The sequence below is a fragment of the Bradyrhizobium sp. 199 genome (genome assembly GCF_023073355.1).
GTDB lineage: Bacteria > Pseudomonadota > Alphaproteobacteria > Rhizobiales > Xanthobacteraceae > Bradyrhizobium.
Window position 1 is genome coordinate 145,414 of record NZ_JADPJI010000005.1, and the last position, 16,119, is coordinate 161,532.

Annotated in this window: 14 protein-coding genes; 8 read left to right on the forward strand and 6 right to left on the reverse strand. The window is 63.4% G+C overall.

Features of this window, described 5'->3' with window-relative positions; translation table 11 throughout:
* Nucleotides 1–2 precede the first annotated feature (2 nt).
* Together IVB28_RS09075 and IVB28_RS09080 are read right to left on the reverse strand one after the other, a co-directional pair.
* On the reverse strand, nucleotides 3–1,292 hold the full coding sequence (locus IVB28_RS09075) for an acyl-CoA dehydrogenase family protein (protein WP_247525730.1): 1,290 nt from the start codon (nucleotides 1,290–1,292) through the stop codon (nucleotides 3–5).
* A 12-nt stretch (nucleotides 1,293–1,304) separates the two neighbouring features.
* Complete coding sequence (locus IVB28_RS09080) at nucleotides 1,305–2,102, reverse strand: alpha/beta hydrolase (RefSeq protein WP_247525731.1); 798 nt, start codon at nucleotides 2,100–2,102, stop codon at nucleotides 1,305–1,307.
* A gap of 212 nt (nucleotides 2,103–2,314) precedes the next feature.
* Between IVB28_RS09080 and IVB28_RS09085 the strand changes: the two genes are divergently transcribed.
* The 4 genes from IVB28_RS09085 (at nucleotide 2,315) to IVB28_RS09100 (ending at nucleotide 7,710) form a co-directional block, all read left to right on the forward strand.
* Complete coding sequence (locus IVB28_RS09085; RefSeq protein WP_247525732.1) at nucleotides 2,315–3,076, forward strand: SDR family oxidoreductase; 762 nt, start codon at nucleotides 2,315–2,317, stop codon at nucleotides 3,074–3,076.
* Nucleotides 3,077–3,118: 42 nt separating this feature from the next.
* Nucleotides 3,119–3,955: an enoyl-CoA hydratase family protein gene (locus tag IVB28_RS09090; RefSeq protein ID WP_247525733.1), complete on the forward strand. Its 837-nt coding sequence runs from the start codon at nucleotides 3,119–3,121 to the stop codon at nucleotides 3,953–3,955.
* 101 nt (nucleotides 3,956–4,056) lie between these two features.
* The gene (locus IVB28_RS09095; RefSeq protein WP_247525734.1) at nucleotides 4,057–6,408 is read left to right on the forward strand and encodes a bifunctional salicylyl-CoA 5-hydroxylase/oxidoreductase; all 2,352 of its coding nucleotides are present in this window, start codon (nucleotides 4,057–4,059) and stop codon (nucleotides 6,406–6,408) included.
* A 51-nt stretch (nucleotides 6,409–6,459) separates the two neighbouring features.
* Complete coding sequence (locus tag IVB28_RS09100; protein WP_247525735.1) at nucleotides 6,460–7,710, forward strand: flavin-dependent oxidoreductase; 1,251 nt, start codon at nucleotides 6,460–6,462, stop codon at nucleotides 7,708–7,710.
* A 2-nt stretch (nucleotides 7,711–7,712) separates the two neighbouring features.
* Here IVB28_RS09100 and IVB28_RS09105 read toward each other — a convergent pair whose 3' ends face one another.
* Both IVB28_RS09105 and IVB28_RS09110 read right to left on the reverse strand, forming a co-directional pair.
* A complete protein-coding gene (locus IVB28_RS09105; protein ID WP_091959420.1) occupies nucleotides 7,713–8,168 on the reverse strand; it encodes a cupin domain-containing protein in 456 nt (151 codons plus the stop codon).
* 28 nt (nucleotides 8,169–8,196) lie between these two features.
* Nucleotides 8,197–9,372 carry an ABC transporter substrate-binding protein gene (locus tag IVB28_RS09110; RefSeq protein ID WP_247525736.1) on the reverse strand — a complete coding sequence of 392 codons (1,176 nt, stop codon included), beginning with the start codon at nucleotides 9,370–9,372 and terminating at the stop codon, nucleotides 8,197–8,199.
* 246 nt (nucleotides 9,373–9,618) lie between these two features.
* On the opposite strand from IVB28_RS09110, the gene IVB28_RS09115 reads away from it, so the two are divergent.
* The 3 genes from IVB28_RS09115 (at nucleotide 9,619) to IVB28_RS09125 (ending at nucleotide 12,451) form a co-directional block, all read left to right on the forward strand.
* Nucleotides 9,619–10,137: a MarR family transcriptional regulator gene (locus tag IVB28_RS09115; protein ID WP_247525737.1), complete on the forward strand. Its 519-nt coding sequence runs from the start codon at nucleotides 9,619–9,621 to the stop codon at nucleotides 10,135–10,137.
* Nucleotides 10,138–10,281: 144 nt separating this feature from the next.
* Complete coding sequence (locus tag IVB28_RS09120; RefSeq protein WP_247525738.1) at nucleotides 10,282–11,973, forward strand: benzoate-CoA ligase family protein; 1,692 nt, start codon at nucleotides 10,282–10,284, stop codon at nucleotides 11,971–11,973.
* Nucleotides 11,974–11,986: 13 nt separating this feature from the next.
* Nucleotides 11,987–12,451, forward strand: coding sequence for a RidA family protein (locus IVB28_RS09125; protein ID WP_247525739.1), 465 nt, complete (start codon nucleotides 11,987–11,989; stop codon nucleotides 12,449–12,451).
* Nucleotides 12,452–12,522: 71 nt separating this feature from the next.
* Here the strand turns inward: IVB28_RS09125 and IVB28_RS09130 are convergent, their stop codons facing one another.
* A complete protein-coding gene (locus tag IVB28_RS09130; RefSeq protein WP_247525740.1) occupies nucleotides 12,523–13,488 on the reverse strand; it encodes a CHAD domain-containing protein in 966 nt (321 codons plus the stop codon).
* Between the two features lie 11 nt (nucleotides 13,489–13,499).
* Nucleotides 13,500–15,044 (reverse strand): bifunctional aminoglycoside phosphotransferase/ATP-binding protein, encoded by a 1,545-nt coding sequence (locus IVB28_RS09135; protein WP_247525741.1) that lies wholly within the window; start codon nucleotides 15,042–15,044, stop codon nucleotides 13,500–13,502.
* A 181-nt stretch (nucleotides 15,045–15,225) separates the two neighbouring features.
* Between IVB28_RS09135 and IVB28_RS09140 the strand changes: the two genes are divergently transcribed.
* The gene (locus IVB28_RS09140; RefSeq protein ID WP_346730723.1) at nucleotides 15,226–16,086 is read left to right on the forward strand and encodes a universal stress protein; all 861 of its coding nucleotides are present in this window, start codon (nucleotides 15,226–15,228) and stop codon (nucleotides 16,084–16,086) included.
* Nucleotides 16,087–16,119 lie beyond the last annotated feature (33 nt).

The window sequence follows — 16,119 nt, forward strand, 5'->3', positions numbered from 1 at the left end:
GGTCAGTCGTCCGTCTCGCCGGCCTCGTACAGCGCCTCGCGCCCGATCCGGTCCAGGCACAGCTCGGCTGTCCAGGGCAGCATCAGCGAGCCGCAGCGGCTGTCTCGATAGATCCGCTCCAGCGGCAGCGAGCGGAGCATGGCCTGACCGCCGCAGGTGCGGATCGCGAGCGCGGCGAGCTCATTGGCGCCCTCCATCACCGAATATTGCGCGGCATAGGCTCGCAGAACCTGCTCCTTGCTCGGATTGGCGCCGGCTTCGGTGACCGCCTGAAACCAGATCGCCTTGATCTGCTCCAACTTGATCTGCATCTGCGCGACCGCGATCTGCTTGGTCGGATACATCCGGCGCTTGACCGCCGGCATGCCCGGCACTTCGCCGCGCAAGTATCGCACGGTGAAATCATAGGCCGCTTGCGCCAGACCCATATAGGTCGGCGACAACGTCAGGAACATGTGCGGCCAGCGCATCGCAGCCTGGAAATAGACGCCGCGCGGCATCAGCGCGGAATCCTCAGGAACGAACACGTCCTTGAACAGGAGCGTGCGTGAGACGGTGCCCCGCATGCCCAGCGGATCCCAGTCGCCGACGACCGAGACGCCTTCCGATTTGGCGGAGATGGCGAGATAAAGCGTGTTGCGGCGCGACGCCTTCTCACCTTCCTCGATCTCGGTGCAGAGCACGCCGTAATAGTCGGCATGACCGGAGAGCGACGCAAAGATCTTCTTGCCGCTGACGATCCAGCCGCCTTCCACAGGCTTTGCTTCCGTGCCGAATGCGACGCCGCCGGCAGCGGCCGCACCGCCCTCCGAGAAAGGCTGCGAATAGATCGCGCCGTCGTCGACGATGCGCTTGTAGTGGACCGCGCGGCGCCGCTCGTGCTCTGCGCGGGTCTCGACGTCCATGTCGAGGTCGTCGGCGAGCGGGCCCGACCACAGCGTCGAGCAGACATGCATGTTCCAGGTCAGCGCAGTCGCGCCGCAATAGCGGCCGATCTCGGCCGCTGCCAGCGCGTAGGTCTGGTAGTTCGCGCCGAGCCCGCCGTGTTTCTTGGGAATGGCGATGCCGAGCAGGCCGACACGATGCAGATCGCGATAATTTTCGACCGGGAAGGTCGCTTCGCGATCGTAAGTGGCGGCGCGAGCGGCGAACACGCTCTGGCCGATCTCTCTTGCGCGCGTAATGATGCCGGCCTGGTCGTCATTGAGGCGGAATGCGACCGGATCGAAGATCGGCGCGTCGAGCGCGACCTTGTCAGTCGTGCCGATGGTCTTGCTGACTTGCATGGTCATTGCGCAGTCACCTTACGCTTTGGTCGCGAGAGAGTTCAGGAACCCGCCGAGCGCTTCGTCGAAGGCGTCGGGACGCTCGAGGTTGGCAAGATGGCCGACGCCGGCGAGCTCGATATACTCCGCCAAGGGAATGTACGTTGCCGTCTTTGCCATCATCGGCGCCGGCGCGTTGTTGTCCTTGGAACCGGACAGCAGCAGCGTGGGAATTGAAATATCCCCAAGCGTGCTGCGCTGATCGAAGCCGATGAGGGCAAGCATCATGGCGCGATAGCTTGCCTCGGGCACGCTTCCCATGCACTCGCATGCGACCTCCATCCCGTCTGGATCGGGATCGTCGCCGACGAGCTCTTTCACCAGCGAGGGTGCCAGCGACTTCATCGTCTCCCCACGATCGAGCGGCCCGAGCCGCGCCGCGATGAACGCTTTCTGCCAGTTTCCGTCGGCCTTTCCGAAGGCCGGGCTGGTCTGCGCCAGCACGACCGCGCGCGCTAATTTCGGCGATTGCACCAGCCATTTCTGGACGATCATGCCGCCGATCGAGTGACCGACGAGAATGGGTCTGGTTGCACCGAGTTGCTCGATGAATTGCTGGAGCGCCTGCGCCAGGGCAGCGATGCTGACGCTGGCGAGCGGCGCCGATCCGCCATAGCCCGGCATATCCCACGCGATTGCGCGGAAGCGGCTCCCGAATGTGGCAAGCTGGCGCCGCCAGGCTCGCGCTGCGCCGCCGATGCCATGCAGGAAGATCAGAGGCGTCGCGTTCGGATCGCCCACGGCTTCATAGGCGAAGCGTCCGTCCTTTGTTATCATTGGCGCAGGCTGCGACACGCGACATCCTTTTGCTTGGCCTTTCGATGCTAACAGGCCTGTGGGGGATGGAAAGTGATAATTTTATACTTAAAGCAATTTTCGGGCCGGCCGCTTATGCAGTGATGTTCGCGACGGCGACCACCAGTTTCGTTGCAAAAATTTGAAGGTTAAAATATATCGGAAGAACGATCAGCACTTCAGGGAGCCAGCGCATGTCCGGATTGCCGCACTCGCCGCACGCGCTGGTGACAGGTGGAGGTCGCGGCATCGGCCGCGCGATCGCGGCATCTCTCGTCAGTGCCGGCGCCACCGTCACCGTGCTTGGCCGGAATGCGGCGACTCTTGCAGAGGCGGTGGACGCCGGCGCCGGGCATTATGCGGCCGGCGCCGACGTGTCGGACGAGGCGTCGTTGAAATCAGCCATCGCCGAGGCGAGCGCGCGGCAGCCGATCGATATCCTCATTGCCAACGCTGGCAGCGCAGAATCAGCGCCATTCGCGAAGTCCGACACCGCTCTTTTTGTGCGCATGATGGACGTCAATTTCATGGGCGTGGTCCACGCCGTCCATGCCGTGCTGCCGGACATGAAAGGCCGTTCTTATGGCCGTATTGTCGCGGTCGCGTCGACGGCGGGACTGAAGGGCTATGCCTATGTCAGCGCGTACAGCGCGGCCAAGCACGCGGTGATCGGTCTGGTGCGTTCCCTTGCCGTCGAAATGGCTGGCAGCAATGTCACCGTGAACGCGGTGTGTCCCGGCTTCACGGACACCGATCTCGTCGCCGGCAGCATCGAGAACATCATGATCAAGACGGGGCGTAGCCGTGAGCAGGCGATCGCAGAGCTCGCCAAGCACAATCCGCAAGGACGCCTGATCACGCCTCAGGAGGTGGCAGACGCGGTTCTTTGGTTGTGCGGCGAGGGCGCCGGCGCAATCACCGGGCAGGCGATTGCCGTGGCCGGGGGCGAGGTCTAGCGTGTTTGGCGCAGGCGCGGAACAAGGAGCCAAGGAGAACGCATGAGCAGACCAGCAAATCCCGTCACCATTCCGCTCGCTGGCTATTCGCCGCAGCACTTCCTGCTGGCGGTGGTCGATGGCGTTGCGACGGTCACGCTCAACCGGCCCGAACGAAAGAATCCGCTGACGTTTGAAAGCTACCGGGAACTGACCGACTTGTTCCGCGCTTGTGCGTTCGACGACGAGGTCAAATCCATCGTCGTCACGGGCGCCGGTGGCAATTTCTCGTCGGGTGGCGATGTGTTCGAGATCATCGGCCCGCTGGTGAAGATGGACACCAAGGGGCTGACGGCCTTCACGCGGATGACCGGCGACCTCGTCAAGGCGATGCGCGCCTGCCCGCAGCCGATCATAGCCGCGGTCGAGGGCATCTGTGCCGGGGCCGGTGCGATCGTCGCCATGGCCTCGGACATGCGCCTCGCCGCGAGCGGGGCCAAGGTCGCGTTCCTGTTCAACAAGGTGGGCCTTGCCGGCTGCGACATGGGCGCCTGCGCAATCCTGCCGCGGATCATCGGACAGTCCCGCGCTTCAGAGCTGCTCTACACCGGCCGGTTCATGACCGCGGAGGAGGGCGAGCGCTGGGGCTTCTTCAGCCGCATCGTGACGGCGGAGCAAGTGCTGACCCAGGCGCAATCGCTGGCCAAGCAGATCGCGGAAGGGCCGACCTTCGCCAACACCATGACCAAGCGGATGCTGGCGATGGAATGGGCAATGTCGGTGGAGGAGGCGATCGAGGCGGAAGCCGTTGCCCAGGCCCTGTGCATGACGACGGCCGATTTCACGCGCGCCTTCGAGGCCTTCGCCAACAAGGTCAAGCCGGTCTTCAGGGGCGATTGAGCGGGCGCGCTTTTGCCCGGCGCCAGCCAGTAACGGGGACTTGCGCGGAATTATTTTAGGCTTAAAATAGTTTCATGGCCGGGTGAATTGGCGAGGCTCCCATGAAAGTCGCGATCATCGGTGGCGGACCTGCGGGTCTTTACGCTGCGATCCTGCTCAAGAAGCAGCGCCCGGGCGCCGAAATCACGGTGTATGAGCGCAATCGGGCCGACGACACTTTCGGCTTCGGTGTGGTGTTCTCCGACGCCACGCTGGACAATTTCGAAAAGCACGATCTGCCGAGTTACCGCCGCATCACCCAGGAGTTCGCGTACTGGGACGACATCGCCGTGCATTTTCGCGGCACCGTTCACCGGGTCGGCGGTAACGGTTTCTGCGGCTGCTCGCGGCGCAAATTGCTTCTGATCCTTCAGGAGCGAGCCCGCGAGCTTGGCGTCGTGCTGCACTTCGAGGTGGACGTCGAGGACGAATCCCGCTTCGCCGATGCCGATCTCATCCTGATCGCCGACGGCATCAACAGCCGCTTCCGCGAGAAATATGTCGATCATTTCCAGCCGGAGGTCGACGTTCGCTCCAACAAGTTCGCCTGGATGGGCTCGACCAGGCCGCTCGACGCCTTCACCTTCATCTTCCAGGAGACGGAGTGGGGGCCGTTCATCGCCCATGCCTATCAATATGAAGTCGGGCACTCGACCTGGATCTTCGAGACCGATCCTGAGACGTTCGAGCGGGCCGGCTTGACGGGGCTGGACGAGACGCAGTCCGCCGCGCGGATGGCGGAGATTTTTGGCTGGTTCCTCGAAGGGCACAAGCTGCTTACCAACCGTTCGATGTGGCGCAATTTCCCGATGGTCCGCAGCAAGCGCTGGGTCAAGGACAACGTGGTGCTGCTTGGCGATGCCAAGGCAAGCGCGCATTTTTCAATCGGCTCCGGCACCAAGCTTGCGATGGAAGATGCGATTGCGTTGGCCGAAGCCATGCGGAACGCCCCGAGCACCAAGGCGGCGCTCGATCTCTATGAGCATGGCCGCCGCGAGGAGGTCGAGAAGACGCAGCATGCCGCCGACGTCTCTCTGGTCTGGTTCGAGCATGTCGACCGCTTCTGGGATTTCGATCCCGTGCAGTTCGCCTTCGGCGTGATGACGCGCTCCAAGGCGATCACCTATGACAATCTGAAACTCCGCGCCCCTGACTTCGTAGCTGAAGTCGATAAGTCGTTTGCCAGGCAGGTTCGCAAGGGTGGTTTCGACGTCGATGTCGAGAAGCCGGTTGTGCCGCTGTTTCAGCCGTTCCGGCTGCGCGAGATGGAGATCGCCAACCGCACCGTGGTGTCGCCGATGTGCATGTATTCGGCCGAGGAGGGCGTGCCGACCGATTTCCATCTGGTGCATTACGGGTCGCGCGCGATCGGTGGCGCCGGACTGATCTTCACCGAGATGACCTGCGTCAGCCGCGATGCCCGCATCACGCCGGGCTGCGCCGGCCTGTGGAACGACGAGCAGGAAGCCGCCTGGCGGCGCATCGTGGATTTCGTCCGCGGGAATTCAGCTGCAAAGATCTGCCTCCAACTGGGCCACGCCGGCCGCAAGGGCGCGACCAAGCTGATGTGGGACGGGATGGACCGGCCGCTGGAGCAGGGCGGCTGGGACGTGGTTTCGGCATCGCCGTTGCCCTATTTCCCCGACAGCCAGGTGCCGCGCGAACTCGATCGTGCCGGCATGAATGCAGTGAGACACGCTTTTGTCGCGGCCGCCGAGCGCGGGGAGCGCTGCGGCTTCGACATGCTCGAACTGCACTGCGCCCACGGCTATCTGCTCGCGAGCTTCATCTCACCGTTAACGAACACCCGCACGGACGAGTATGGCGGTTCCCTCGAAAACCGTCTGCGGTTCCCGCTCGAGATCTTCGAGGCGCTGCGCACAGTGTGGCCCTCGCACAAGCCGATGTCGGTGCGCATTTCCGCCACCGATTGGGCTGATGGCGGCATCACCGGCGACGATGCGGTGGCAATCGCACGGGCCTTCGCCGAAGCCGGCGTCGATCTCGTCGACGTCTCGACGGGGCAGACCGTCCGCGATGCGCAGCCGATCTATGGCCGCATGTTCCAGACCCCGTTCTCGGATCAGGTCCGCAACGAAGCGCGGGTGGCCACGATGTGCGTCGGCAATATCACGACGGCGGACCAGGCCAATACCATCCTGGCCGCCGGCCGGGCGGATCTCGTCGCACTCGGCCGGCCGCATTTGGTCGATCCGTTCTTCACCATGCGGGCGGCAGCTTGGTACGGGGCAGATGCGGCGTTCTGCCCGCCGCAATATCTGCCCGGAAAAGAGCAAATCTTCCGCAACAGCGTCCGCGACCGGCAGGATCTCGAGGAGCTGCGCATTAAGGCTAAGCCCAAGACCCGGGCCGAGCTCAAGGCGGAGGCGACAAAGCCGCTTGCGGCGGAGTGACTGCCCGTGCGACGTTAACCCATTGCCTGTGTTTCGAGTGGAGTTTGGGCGATGAAGGCGATCATCATCGGTGGCGGTATCGGTGGTCTCACCACGGCATTGATGCTGCGCTCGCGCGGCCTGGATTGTGAGATCTTCGAGCAGGCTGACACCATTCGCGAGCTCGGCGTCGGCATCAATACACTGCCGCATGCCATGCGCGAGCTGGCCGGACTTGGCCTGCTCCAGAAGCTCGACGACGTCGCGATCCGTACCGATCAGCTCTATTACCTCAACCGCCACGGCCAGGAGGTCTGGCGCGAAGCCCGCGGCATCGACGCGGGCCACGACGTGCCGCAATTCTCGATCCATCGCGGCCGCCTCCAGGGTGTGATTCATCGCGCGGTCGAGGAGCGGCTCGGGGCGGACGCGATCCACACCGGCTGCCGGCTTGGGGCCTTTACGCAGGACGAGGGCGGCGTCACCGCCTATTTCTTTGATCGTGCGGGCGCCCACGTCCACACAGCGCGCGCCGATATCCTGATCGGCGCCGACGGCATCCATTCCCGCGTTCGCGAGACGCTATTTCCGAACGAGGGGCCGCCGTGCTGGAACGGCCTGATGCTGTGGCGCGGTGCGCGCGACTGGCCGCTGTTTCTCACCGGTAAATCGATGATCGTGGCCGGCGGCCTCAATGCGAAGGTCGTGATCTACCCGATCGCGGAAGGATTGAGCCCGGCGAGCCGCCTGACCAATTGGGCGGTGCTGGTGAAGGTCGGCGAGGGCAATGCGCCGCCGCCGCGGAAAGAAGACTGGTCGCGCCCGGGCCGCCGCGAGGAACTAATGCCGCACGTCGCGCGCTTCTCCGTTCCCTATGTCGACGTGAAAAGCCTGATCTCGGCGACGCCTGAATTCTACGAATATCCGACCTGCGACCGCGATCCCCTGCCGTACTGGTCATCCGGACGCGTCACGCTGCTCGGCGATGCCGCGCATCCCATGTATCCGGTCGGCTCCAACGGCGCGTCGCAGGCGATCCTCGATGCGCGCTGCCTTGCCGATGCGCTGGTGCGCGCGGAGCATCCGCGCCAGGCGCTGCTCGAGTACGAGAAGAAGCGCCTGCCCATGACGGCCGATATCGTCCGCTCCAACCGGCGCGGTGGTCCCGAGGGCGTCATCGACGCCGTCGAGCAGCTCGCGCCTGACGGTTTCGACAATGTCGACAACGTGCTGAGCTATTCCCAGCGTGAAGCGATCGTTCGCGGCTATGCCACCAAGGCCGGCTTTGCCGCCGTGCCGGGGCTGGCGGCGGTCCGCGCCTGAGGCTAACCGCCGGGAGGCGGCGGCAGAAAGTGGATGTTGAACTCGGCTGCCATGGCCACCACGTCCTCCGGCTTCTGTTCCTTCATGTTGTGAAGGCCCCAAAACAGGTCGAACAGCTTGCGGGTTGGCGAGACCCAGAACAGCACCTTTGCGGTCTGCTCCGACTTGTTGAAGATGCCGTGCGGCACGCCCATGCCGAGGCGGATCAGATCGCCGGCGGTTGCCTGCGACTCCGAATTGCCGAGCATGAAGTCGAGCTTGCCCTCCAGCATGTAAAGATACTCATCCTGGTCGGGATGAATGTGCGGCGGCACGAACGTGCCCGGCGGCAATGTCGCGTGCCAGGAGAAACTGTGCTCGGTCTTGCTCTTCGGCACATAGGTCTGGCCTAGGATGTTCCAGGAAATGCCCTGGATGCCCTCATTGGCCCGTGTGATGCCGGTGATTTCGCTGCTCACTGAAGTCCTCCCGTAACCCGTCGCGGCTTTAGTTCGCCGCCTTGCAGTCCTTGGCATAGCGGTCGCCGTAATTCTCGAAGACCTTCTGGACGATCTCGGTCTGGAACTTGCCATCCGAACGCTTGGCGACCTTGGTCAGGTAGAAATCCTGGATTGGATAGCCGTTGGTGTTGAACTTGAAGGCGCCGCGCAGCGAGGTGAAGTCGGCCTTCTTCAGTGCGGCCCGGACGGCGTCCTTGTTCGAGAGGTCGCCCTTCACGGCCTTGACCGCACTGTCGATCAGCATCGCTGTGTCATAGGCCTGGAAGGCGTAGGTGCCCGGCACGACGTTATAGGCAGCCTCATACGAGGCGACGAACTTCTTGTTCTGGGGATTGTCGAGATTGGGTGCCCAGTTGGCGCCACCAAACATGCCGACGGCCGCGTCCTGTTGCGCCGGCAGGGTCGATTCATCCACTGTGAAGGCCGATAGCACCGGAATGCTGTCGGCGAGCCCGGCCTGCCGGTATTGCTTGACCAGATTGACGCCGAGGCCGCCCGGCATGAATGTGAAGAGGGCATCAGGCTTCTGCGAGGAGATCTTGGACAACTCCGGCTGGAAGTCCAGCGTGTTCAGCGGCATGTAGGATTCCTCGACGATCTCGCCCTTGTAGTCGAGCTTGAAGCCCGCCACCGAATCCTTGCCGGCCTGATAATTCGGCACCATCAGATACATGCGCTTGTATCCGCGATCCTGCGCCACCTTGCCGAGGATCTCGTGAACCTGATCGTTCTGATAAGAGGTCACATAGAAGAAGGGATTGCAGTCCTTGCCGGCGAACGTCGACGGACCGGCATTGGGGCTGATCAGGAAGGTTTTCGATTCCGTCACGGGCCGGTGGATCGCCTGCAGGATGTTGGAGAAGATCGGGCCGATCACGAAGTCGACCTTGTCGCGCTCCAGCAGGCCCTTGACCTTGGTCACGGCCGCATCCGGCTTGAGCTCATCGTCCACCACGACGACCTCGACGTCACGGCCGCCCATCTTGCTGCCGAGATCCATTACCCCAAGTGCAAAGCCGTCGCGAACCTGCTGGCCGAGCGCGGCTGCGGGCCCCGACAAGGTCACGATCACGCCCAGCTTGATCTTCTCTTCGGCAAGAGCAGGGGTCATCGCGGTGCCAAGCAGCACGGTGGCTGTGGCCCAGGTCATTTGCAGCTTCATGATCTCTCCCTCGTGACTATCGGCGAGCGTTGCAGGCCGCGTACTCTAATCCAAGCTTATGCCGATGATGGCTGCCGCGGCAAGCAAGCTCAAGGCGTCCCAGCAGAGCGGATAGTGCGCATGCAAGCGGCGCGCCAATTGTTTGAAGCCTAAAGAAAATCAGGTGCGGTCGATTGTTGCAGCTTTGGACTTGCGGCCGACTTCAATTTATTTGAAGCTCAAAATGTTGGGCCCGTGCCGGCGCCAATGCCCGCCGAGAGTGACTGCACCGAGATGCTCGATTCCGAGACCAAGGCCGTCGAAACGCCGGAAGACCACGCCGAAGAGCTTCGGCTGTGGTTGCGCCTGCTGACCTGTACGACCCTGATCGAGGGCGAGGTTCGCGGTCGGCTGCGGCAGCGGTTCGACGTCACGCTGCCCCGCTTCGATCTGATGGCGCAGCTCGACAAGGCGCCCGATGGCATGACGCTGTCCGATGTCTCCAAGCGCATGATGGTGTCGAACGGCAACGTCACCGGTCTAGTCGAGCGCCTTGTGGAATCCGGCCATCTCGATCGTCGTACCTCGGAGACCGATCGCCGTGTCCAGGTGATCCGCCTCACGAAGCTCGGCCGAGCCGAGTTCCGCAAGATGGCTGCGGAGCACGAGACCTGGATCGCCGATCTCTTCGCCGACCTCTCGCCGAAGGATGTGCGCGAATTGATGCGGCTCCTCGCCAAGACCAAGGCGTCGGCGCAGAAATCGGCCGCGCGCCGCCGGTCGTAAGCGCGGGCGGCAGGCCGCCCGATCCCTTTTGCCGCAGGAAAAAGCACGGGATGCCTAAATCCCCTATTGCGCCGAATTGCTTTAAGCATAAAATGTTTTCCAGATCGTGCTGCCGGGTGCAATCCATGCTGAAAGGAGCGTGCGATGGCCAACGCCGCCAAAGTTCAAGTGACGGGCTCGCATGACGGCAACGCCGCGACGGCCCATGTCGATACGTTCGCGCAGCAGCATCTGCCGCCGCGCGAGCTCTGGCCTGAATTCATCTTCACACGGCCGGAGCTGCACTATCCGCCCCGGTTGAACTGCGTCAGCTATTTCCTCGATCGCTGGGTCGACCAGGGGCATTGCGATGCGCCCTGCGTCATCAGCCCCGCAGTCAGCTACACCTATCGCGAGCTGCAAGCCCTCGTGAACCGCATCGCCAACGTGCTCGTCGGCAAGCTTGGTCTCGTCCCCGGCGGACGTGTGCTGCTGCGCTCCGCCAATAATCCCATGATGGTCGCGACCTATCTCGCGGTGATCAAGGCCGGCGGCATCGTGGTGGCGACGATGCCGCTGCTGCGCGCCAAGGAGCTGTCCTATCCGATTCAGAAGGCGGAGATTGCGCTCGCGCTGTGCGACGGCAAACTCTCCGAGGAAATGGAGAAGGCGAAAGCCGCAGCGCCCGGTCTCAAGCAGGTGGTCTATTGGGGCAATGGCACCGCCGCTTCGCTTGAAGCGCTGATCGCGGACGCGAGCTCGGAGTTCAGGGCCGTTGATACCGCCTCCGACGACATCTGCCTGATCGCTTTCACGTCGGGCACGACGGGCGATCCCAAGGGCACCATGCATTTCCATCGCGACATGCTCGCGGTCTGCGATGGCTACGCGCGCAATATCTTGCGAGCGGAGCAGAAGGATCGCTTCATCGGTTCGGCGCCGCTCGCGTTCACGTTCGGCTTTGGCGGCGTGCTGTTCCCGATGCATATCGGCGCCTCCTTCGTCGTGCTGGAGAAGACGACGCCGGACGACATGCTCGCGGCGATCGAGCAATACAAGACCACGGTTTGCTTCACGGCGCCGACCGCATACCGGGCGATGATAGGCAAGCTGCCGGGCCGCGACATCTCCTCGCTTCGCAAATGCGTCTCTGCCGGCGAGACCCTGCCCAAGCCGACCTTCGATGCCTGGCTCAAGGCCACCGGTATCAAACTGATGGACGGCATCGGCTCGACCGAGCTGCTGCACATCTTCATCAGCGCAACGGAAGACGAAATTCGCCCCGGCGCAACGGGCAAGCCCGTTCCGGGCTATGAGGCCAAGATCGTCGACGATGAGGGCCATGACGTCCCGCCGGGCACGATGGGGAGACTCGCGGTGCGCGGGCCTACCGGTTGCCGCTATCTCGCCGACGAGCGGCAGCGCAAATACGTCCAGAACGGCTGGAACATCACCGGCGACACCTATCTGATGGATAGCGACGGCTATTTCTGGTACCAGTCGCGCTCCGACGACATGATCGTCTCGGCCGGCTACAATATCGCGGGCACGGACGTCGAGGCGGCGCTGCTCACGCATCCGGCGGTCGCCGAGTGCGGTGTGGTCGGCGCGCCCGACGAGGCGCGGGGCATGATCGTGAAGGCCTATGTCATCGCAGCGCCTGGTGTGACGCCTGACGTGCAGCTCGTTGCCGAGTTGCAGGAGCATGTCAAACGCGAGATCGCGCCGTATAAATATCCGCGCGCCATCGAGTTCGTGACACAACTCCCGAAGACCGAGACCGGAAAATTGAAACGCTTTGCCCTACGGCAGCTGGCGCAGGCCGCCGTCACGTCCTCGGGCGTCGCGGCGGAATGAGAAAGATGGAGAATTGTCTGTGACGACGCCGAAAGGCCCGCAGCTTGCGGTGCTGCCGACCGCATCCGAGGATCACACCCGTCCGCGGGTGCAAGTGCTCCAACCGTCGGGATGGCCGATGCCGAAGGGCTATGCCAATGGCATGGCCGCCGAGGGCCGCATCGTCGTCACCGGCGGGGTGATCGGCTGGGATGCCGAAGAGCGTCTCGCGGAAGGCTTCGTAGCGCAGGTGCACCAGACCTTGAGCAACATCGCCGAGATCCTGACTGAGGCCGGCGCAGGGCCAGAGCATCTTGTGCGATTGACCTGGTACGTCGTCGACATGGACGAGTACCTGTCCAACCTGAAGGAGCTCGGTAAGATTTACCGTGCCATCTTCGGCGCGCACTATCCGGCGATGGCGCTGGTGCAGGTGGTGCGCCTCGTGGAAAAGGCGGCGCGCGTCGAGATCGAAGCCACGGCCGTCATTCCGCGCTGAACCAGCCCGACTCAGACGAAAAGATCATGCTCAAATAGCCTAAAGCGCGATGACGCCGATCTCATTGCGCTTTAAGCTTCCGGCTCGGAAATCGGCGCGAGGTTGGCGGAGCGGAAGGGCTTGGCCTTGTCGAGTCTGCGGTAGGCCATTGAGGCCGTCCGCAATAGCTTCTTCTCCCGCTTGCGGTTGAGGAAGCGATTGCTGGCATCGAGGCTGGCGCCGTTCAACGACGCTGCCAGAACTTGTCCCCGTGCATCGTCGTTCAATTGTCCGAGCGAGCGTTGCGCCTTGCGCAATTTCTTGAGGACAGACTTCTGCTTCGTCAGTGATTCCTCGGCGAACAGGTCCTGGAGTGACTCGATCGAATAGGTCATCCGCTTGTTGACAAGCCGCAGCTTGTGGCGTTTCTCGACGTCGAGCTTGCGGAGTTTGCGCGCTTTCTTCAGCAGCTTGGTCTCCCACTCGGCCAGCCGTTCGCTCGCGTGATCGGCGAGCGTGCAGCGGCGCAATCGAATGGTTTCCTTGCTGCGCCGGGTCGACCAGGGGCCTCCCTCGATCCAGGTCGAGGTCTGCTCGACAAGGCGGCGATACCGCGCGGATTGCAGTGTGCGCGCCAGCAGGCGGTGGCTTTCGGCGCGTTTCTCGTCCCAGTGCTGGAGCTCGGCAATGACGGCGAGCTCGTCGCTGCTCTCGGCGACGACCCGCTCGATCGCCACGTCGAGGTCCCGCACCATACCGAGCTGGCCGTTGAGCCATTTCAGTTCGGCCCAGACATTTGGGCGCAGAGCGTCGTCGACCATCGGCGAGAAGAAGCGGATGGCGGTGCGCAGATGCGTCAATGCGATCCGGATCTGGTGCAGCGCGTCGGGCTCGCCGCGGCAGGTGCCGTCATGCTGGGTGAGGACGGCATCGAGGTGACGGCGCGCGATGATCCGGAACGCGGTGTCGCAGGCCATGCCGGCGCTGAGGCAGGCGGGCAGGGTATTGCGCCGCGTCGCCGGCTTAGCCGCCGTCGAGCTTGTGGCAGGTCGCGACATCCTTGCCCGCGTCAATCGGATTGCCTTATTTGCCCCTCGGCGATCGCGTCCCGGCAGCTCTGGAGCGTTTGCTCTTGTGTCCCGGATGCATCGATGGTGGTCCAATCGACATGGCCGATATTATATTGCTCCTGCAGCGCGGCAACCTCCTCCGTGGCGTCGGATGCGTCTCCCCGGCGGCTTCCGATCCGCATCTGCCGGGTCGCGAGGTCGGCAACGAGGAAAAGGCCGTTCAGCGGCACGTTGCGCTCGCGGGCCAGTGCGGCGATCGCGTCCCGTTCGTCCTCGCGCGCGAACACGCCGTCGATGATCGCCGAATGGCCTTGCGCCAGTACCCGCCCGGCGTGCTGAGCCAGCGTGTCGTAGATGCGGGTTGCGTGCTCCGGTGTGTAGGCGGACGGCGGCAGGCGGTGGGTGTCCTCGACCCCGAACATCCGTTTGCGAATGAGGTCGCTACGCAGCACGACGGCTCCCGGCGGCGGTGCGACGACGGGCGCGAGCGCTTGCGCCAAAACCGTTTTGCCGCTGCCTGAAAATCCACCGACCGCGATCAGGCGCGGAGCAGGAGGATGGATCAGCGTCCTGGCAAGGTCAAAATAGCACTGCGCCTGGTCGAGAATGCCGGGATCATTGGAGTGGGGTTTCAGCTGAGCCAGCGCCACCTGGGCGCGGATCGACGCCCGGATGGACATGAACAGCGGCAGCGCCGAAAGCGCGTCGAGATTGTCGGCCGGCGAAGCGGCAAGATAGCGGTTCAGGACGATGTTGGCCGCGCGTGGCTGATTGTGGTGCAGCAGGTCCATCAGCGTGAATGCGAGATCATAGAGCACGTCGACGGTTGCCATCTGCGCATCGAATTCGATGGCGTCGAACAGCACGGGCCGATCCTCGATCAGAACGATGTTGGCAAGATGCAGATCGCCATGGCAGCGGCGCACGAAGCCATGACCGCCGCGCTCTGCGAGCAGGGGACGAACACGCAGGAATGCCTCGTGCGAGGCTCTGCCGAGCTTTTCGATATCTGCCGCGTCGCAATGGCCGCCGGCTCGCAGACCGTGACTGTTGCCGTCGATCAGGGCGGGAATGGAGGCGACCCATGCTTTGCCGTCAGCGCAGGTCGCCGCGCGGTGCGAAGCCACGATCGTGTCGGCGGCAGCCGAAGCGAGCTTCGTATCCAGCGGGCCGGTCTTTGCCAGATGATCCAGCGTCCGGTTTTCGTCGAACCGCGACATGTCGACCGCATATTCGACTGGACGGCCCTGGCCGTCGACCTTGAACGATCCGTCGGGCTCCTCGGTGATCGCGACGACGCGATGGTAAATCTGCGGCGCCAGCGGCCGGTTGATCCGGATCTCCTCCTCGCACGCTGCCTTGCGCTTCTCGAGCGTCGAATAATCAAGGAACGGAAACTGCACGGGGCGCTTAATTTTCAGCGCACGCCTGCCCTCGAGAAAGACCGAAGCCGCGTGCGTGTCGATCCGCTTGACGTCCGGATGTTCGGCGGAATTGGTCAGCGCCGCAAAGATCCGGTCCTGAGTCGCAGAATCGTCTGTCATTCCTGGCACATCCAGATGCGTCGGAGCGGTAAGCCCGACGATCACGGTAACCCTTAGGAGCGGATCGCCGCCAGTCCTTGACGTCGATCAACGCCTGCAGCTGCCCGAGTTCCCCTGGCTTGACGAGGATCAAAGGTCTCGACGAAAGCCCGCCTATTGTGGCGTCCAAGGAGAATCCCCGATGCCCATCAAGGATGTCTTTCTGCCGCTTGTCGGCCAGCCGCGCGGGCCGGCCCTGGTTGCGATCGAGAAATGTGTAGCCCTCGCCGCCGCCCTCGGGGCCAGGATCACTGCGCTGGCGCTCGAACAAGACGTTTCCGAGCGGCCGAAAGTGATGCTGCCCCACGATCGCGATTCCACGGAGACCAGCAGCTCGCGTGAGGCGAGCGACATGCAGCAGCTCCTCAACGCACTCACCGATGCGGCGTCCCGCGCCAACGTTCGCGCCCGGAGCCGAACGGGCAAGGTGCCGGCGGACCAGATCGCGGCGATCCTGGCCGAGCACGCCCGTTTCAGCGATCTCACGTTGTTTCCCGTGAAGCCGCACGACAGCCGAACGGAGAGCATTGTCGAAACTTTCCTATTCCAATCCGGCCGGCCGATTCTGCTCTGTCCGGAACATCTCGCTGCCGAACTTCGGCCTGAATTCGAGAACGTCATGATCGCCTGGGACCACTCCGCACGTGCGGCGCGAGCGGTCGCTGATGCGCTGCCGGTTCTTCAGGCGGCCGCGTCGGTCCGCGTGGTGACCGTAGCGGATGACAAGACCGAAGCGATTGTGCAATCCGGAACCGCTCTGGTCGATCATCTGAGGGAACACGGCGTCCACGCCTCGTTCGAAACGGCCAAAGGCAGTGGCAGCTCGATCGGCAAGGTGTTGGGAAGCTGGGCGAATTCCCACGGCATGGATGTGATCGTGATGGGCGCCTATCATCATTCGCGCCTGAACGAGATCGTGTGGGGCGGTGTGACAAAGACCGTCATTGGCCAGCCACCATGCTGGGTTATGATCTCGCACTGGGCTGGCCATTTTCCAGCTTGATCGTAACCATCGAACCGTCGCTGACCGGGCGCG

Bases quoted from the DNA above. Each gene is read 5' to 3' on its own strand.
- IVB28_RS09075 (WP_247525730.1), bottom strand. From the start codon at position 1,292: ATGACCATGCAAGTCAGCAAGACCATCGGCACGACTGACAAGGTCGCG.
- IVB28_RS09080 (WP_247525731.1), bottom strand. From the start codon at position 2,102: ATGATAACAAAGGACGGACGCTTCGCCTATGAAGCCGTGGGCGATCCG.
- IVB28_RS09085 (WP_247525732.1), top strand. From the start codon at position 2,315: ATGTCCGGATTGCCGCACTCGCCGCACGCGCTGGTGACAGGTGGAGGT.
- IVB28_RS09090 (WP_247525733.1), top strand. From the start codon at position 3,119: ATGAGCAGACCAGCAAATCCCGTCACCATTCCGCTCGCTGGCTATTCG.
- IVB28_RS09095 (WP_247525734.1), top strand. From the start codon at position 4,057: ATGAAAGTCGCGATCATCGGTGGCGGACCTGCGGGTCTTTACGCTGCG.
- IVB28_RS09100 (WP_247525735.1), top strand. From the start codon at position 6,460: ATGAAGGCGATCATCATCGGTGGCGGTATCGGTGGTCTCACCACGGCA.
- IVB28_RS09110 (WP_247525736.1), bottom strand. From the start codon at position 9,372: ATGAAGCTGCAAATGACCTGGGCCACAGCCACCGTGCTGCTTGGCACC.
- IVB28_RS09115 (WP_247525737.1), top strand. From the start codon at position 9,619: ATGCCCGCCGAGAGTGACTGCACCGAGATGCTCGATTCCGAGACCAAG.
- IVB28_RS09120 (WP_247525738.1), top strand. From the start codon at position 10,282: ATGGCCAACGCCGCCAAAGTTCAAGTGACGGGCTCGCATGACGGCAAC.
- IVB28_RS09130 (WP_247525740.1), bottom strand. From the start codon at position 13,488: ATGTCGCGACCTGCCACAAGCTCGACGGCGGCTAAGCCGGCGACGCGG.
- IVB28_RS09135 (WP_247525741.1), bottom strand. From the start codon at position 15,044: ATGACAGACGATTCTGCGACTCAGGACCGGATCTTTGCGGCGCTGACC.
- IVB28_RS09140 (WP_346730723.1), top strand. From the start codon at position 15,226: ATGCCCATCAAGGATGTCTTTCTGCCGCTTGTCGGCCAGCCGCGCGGG.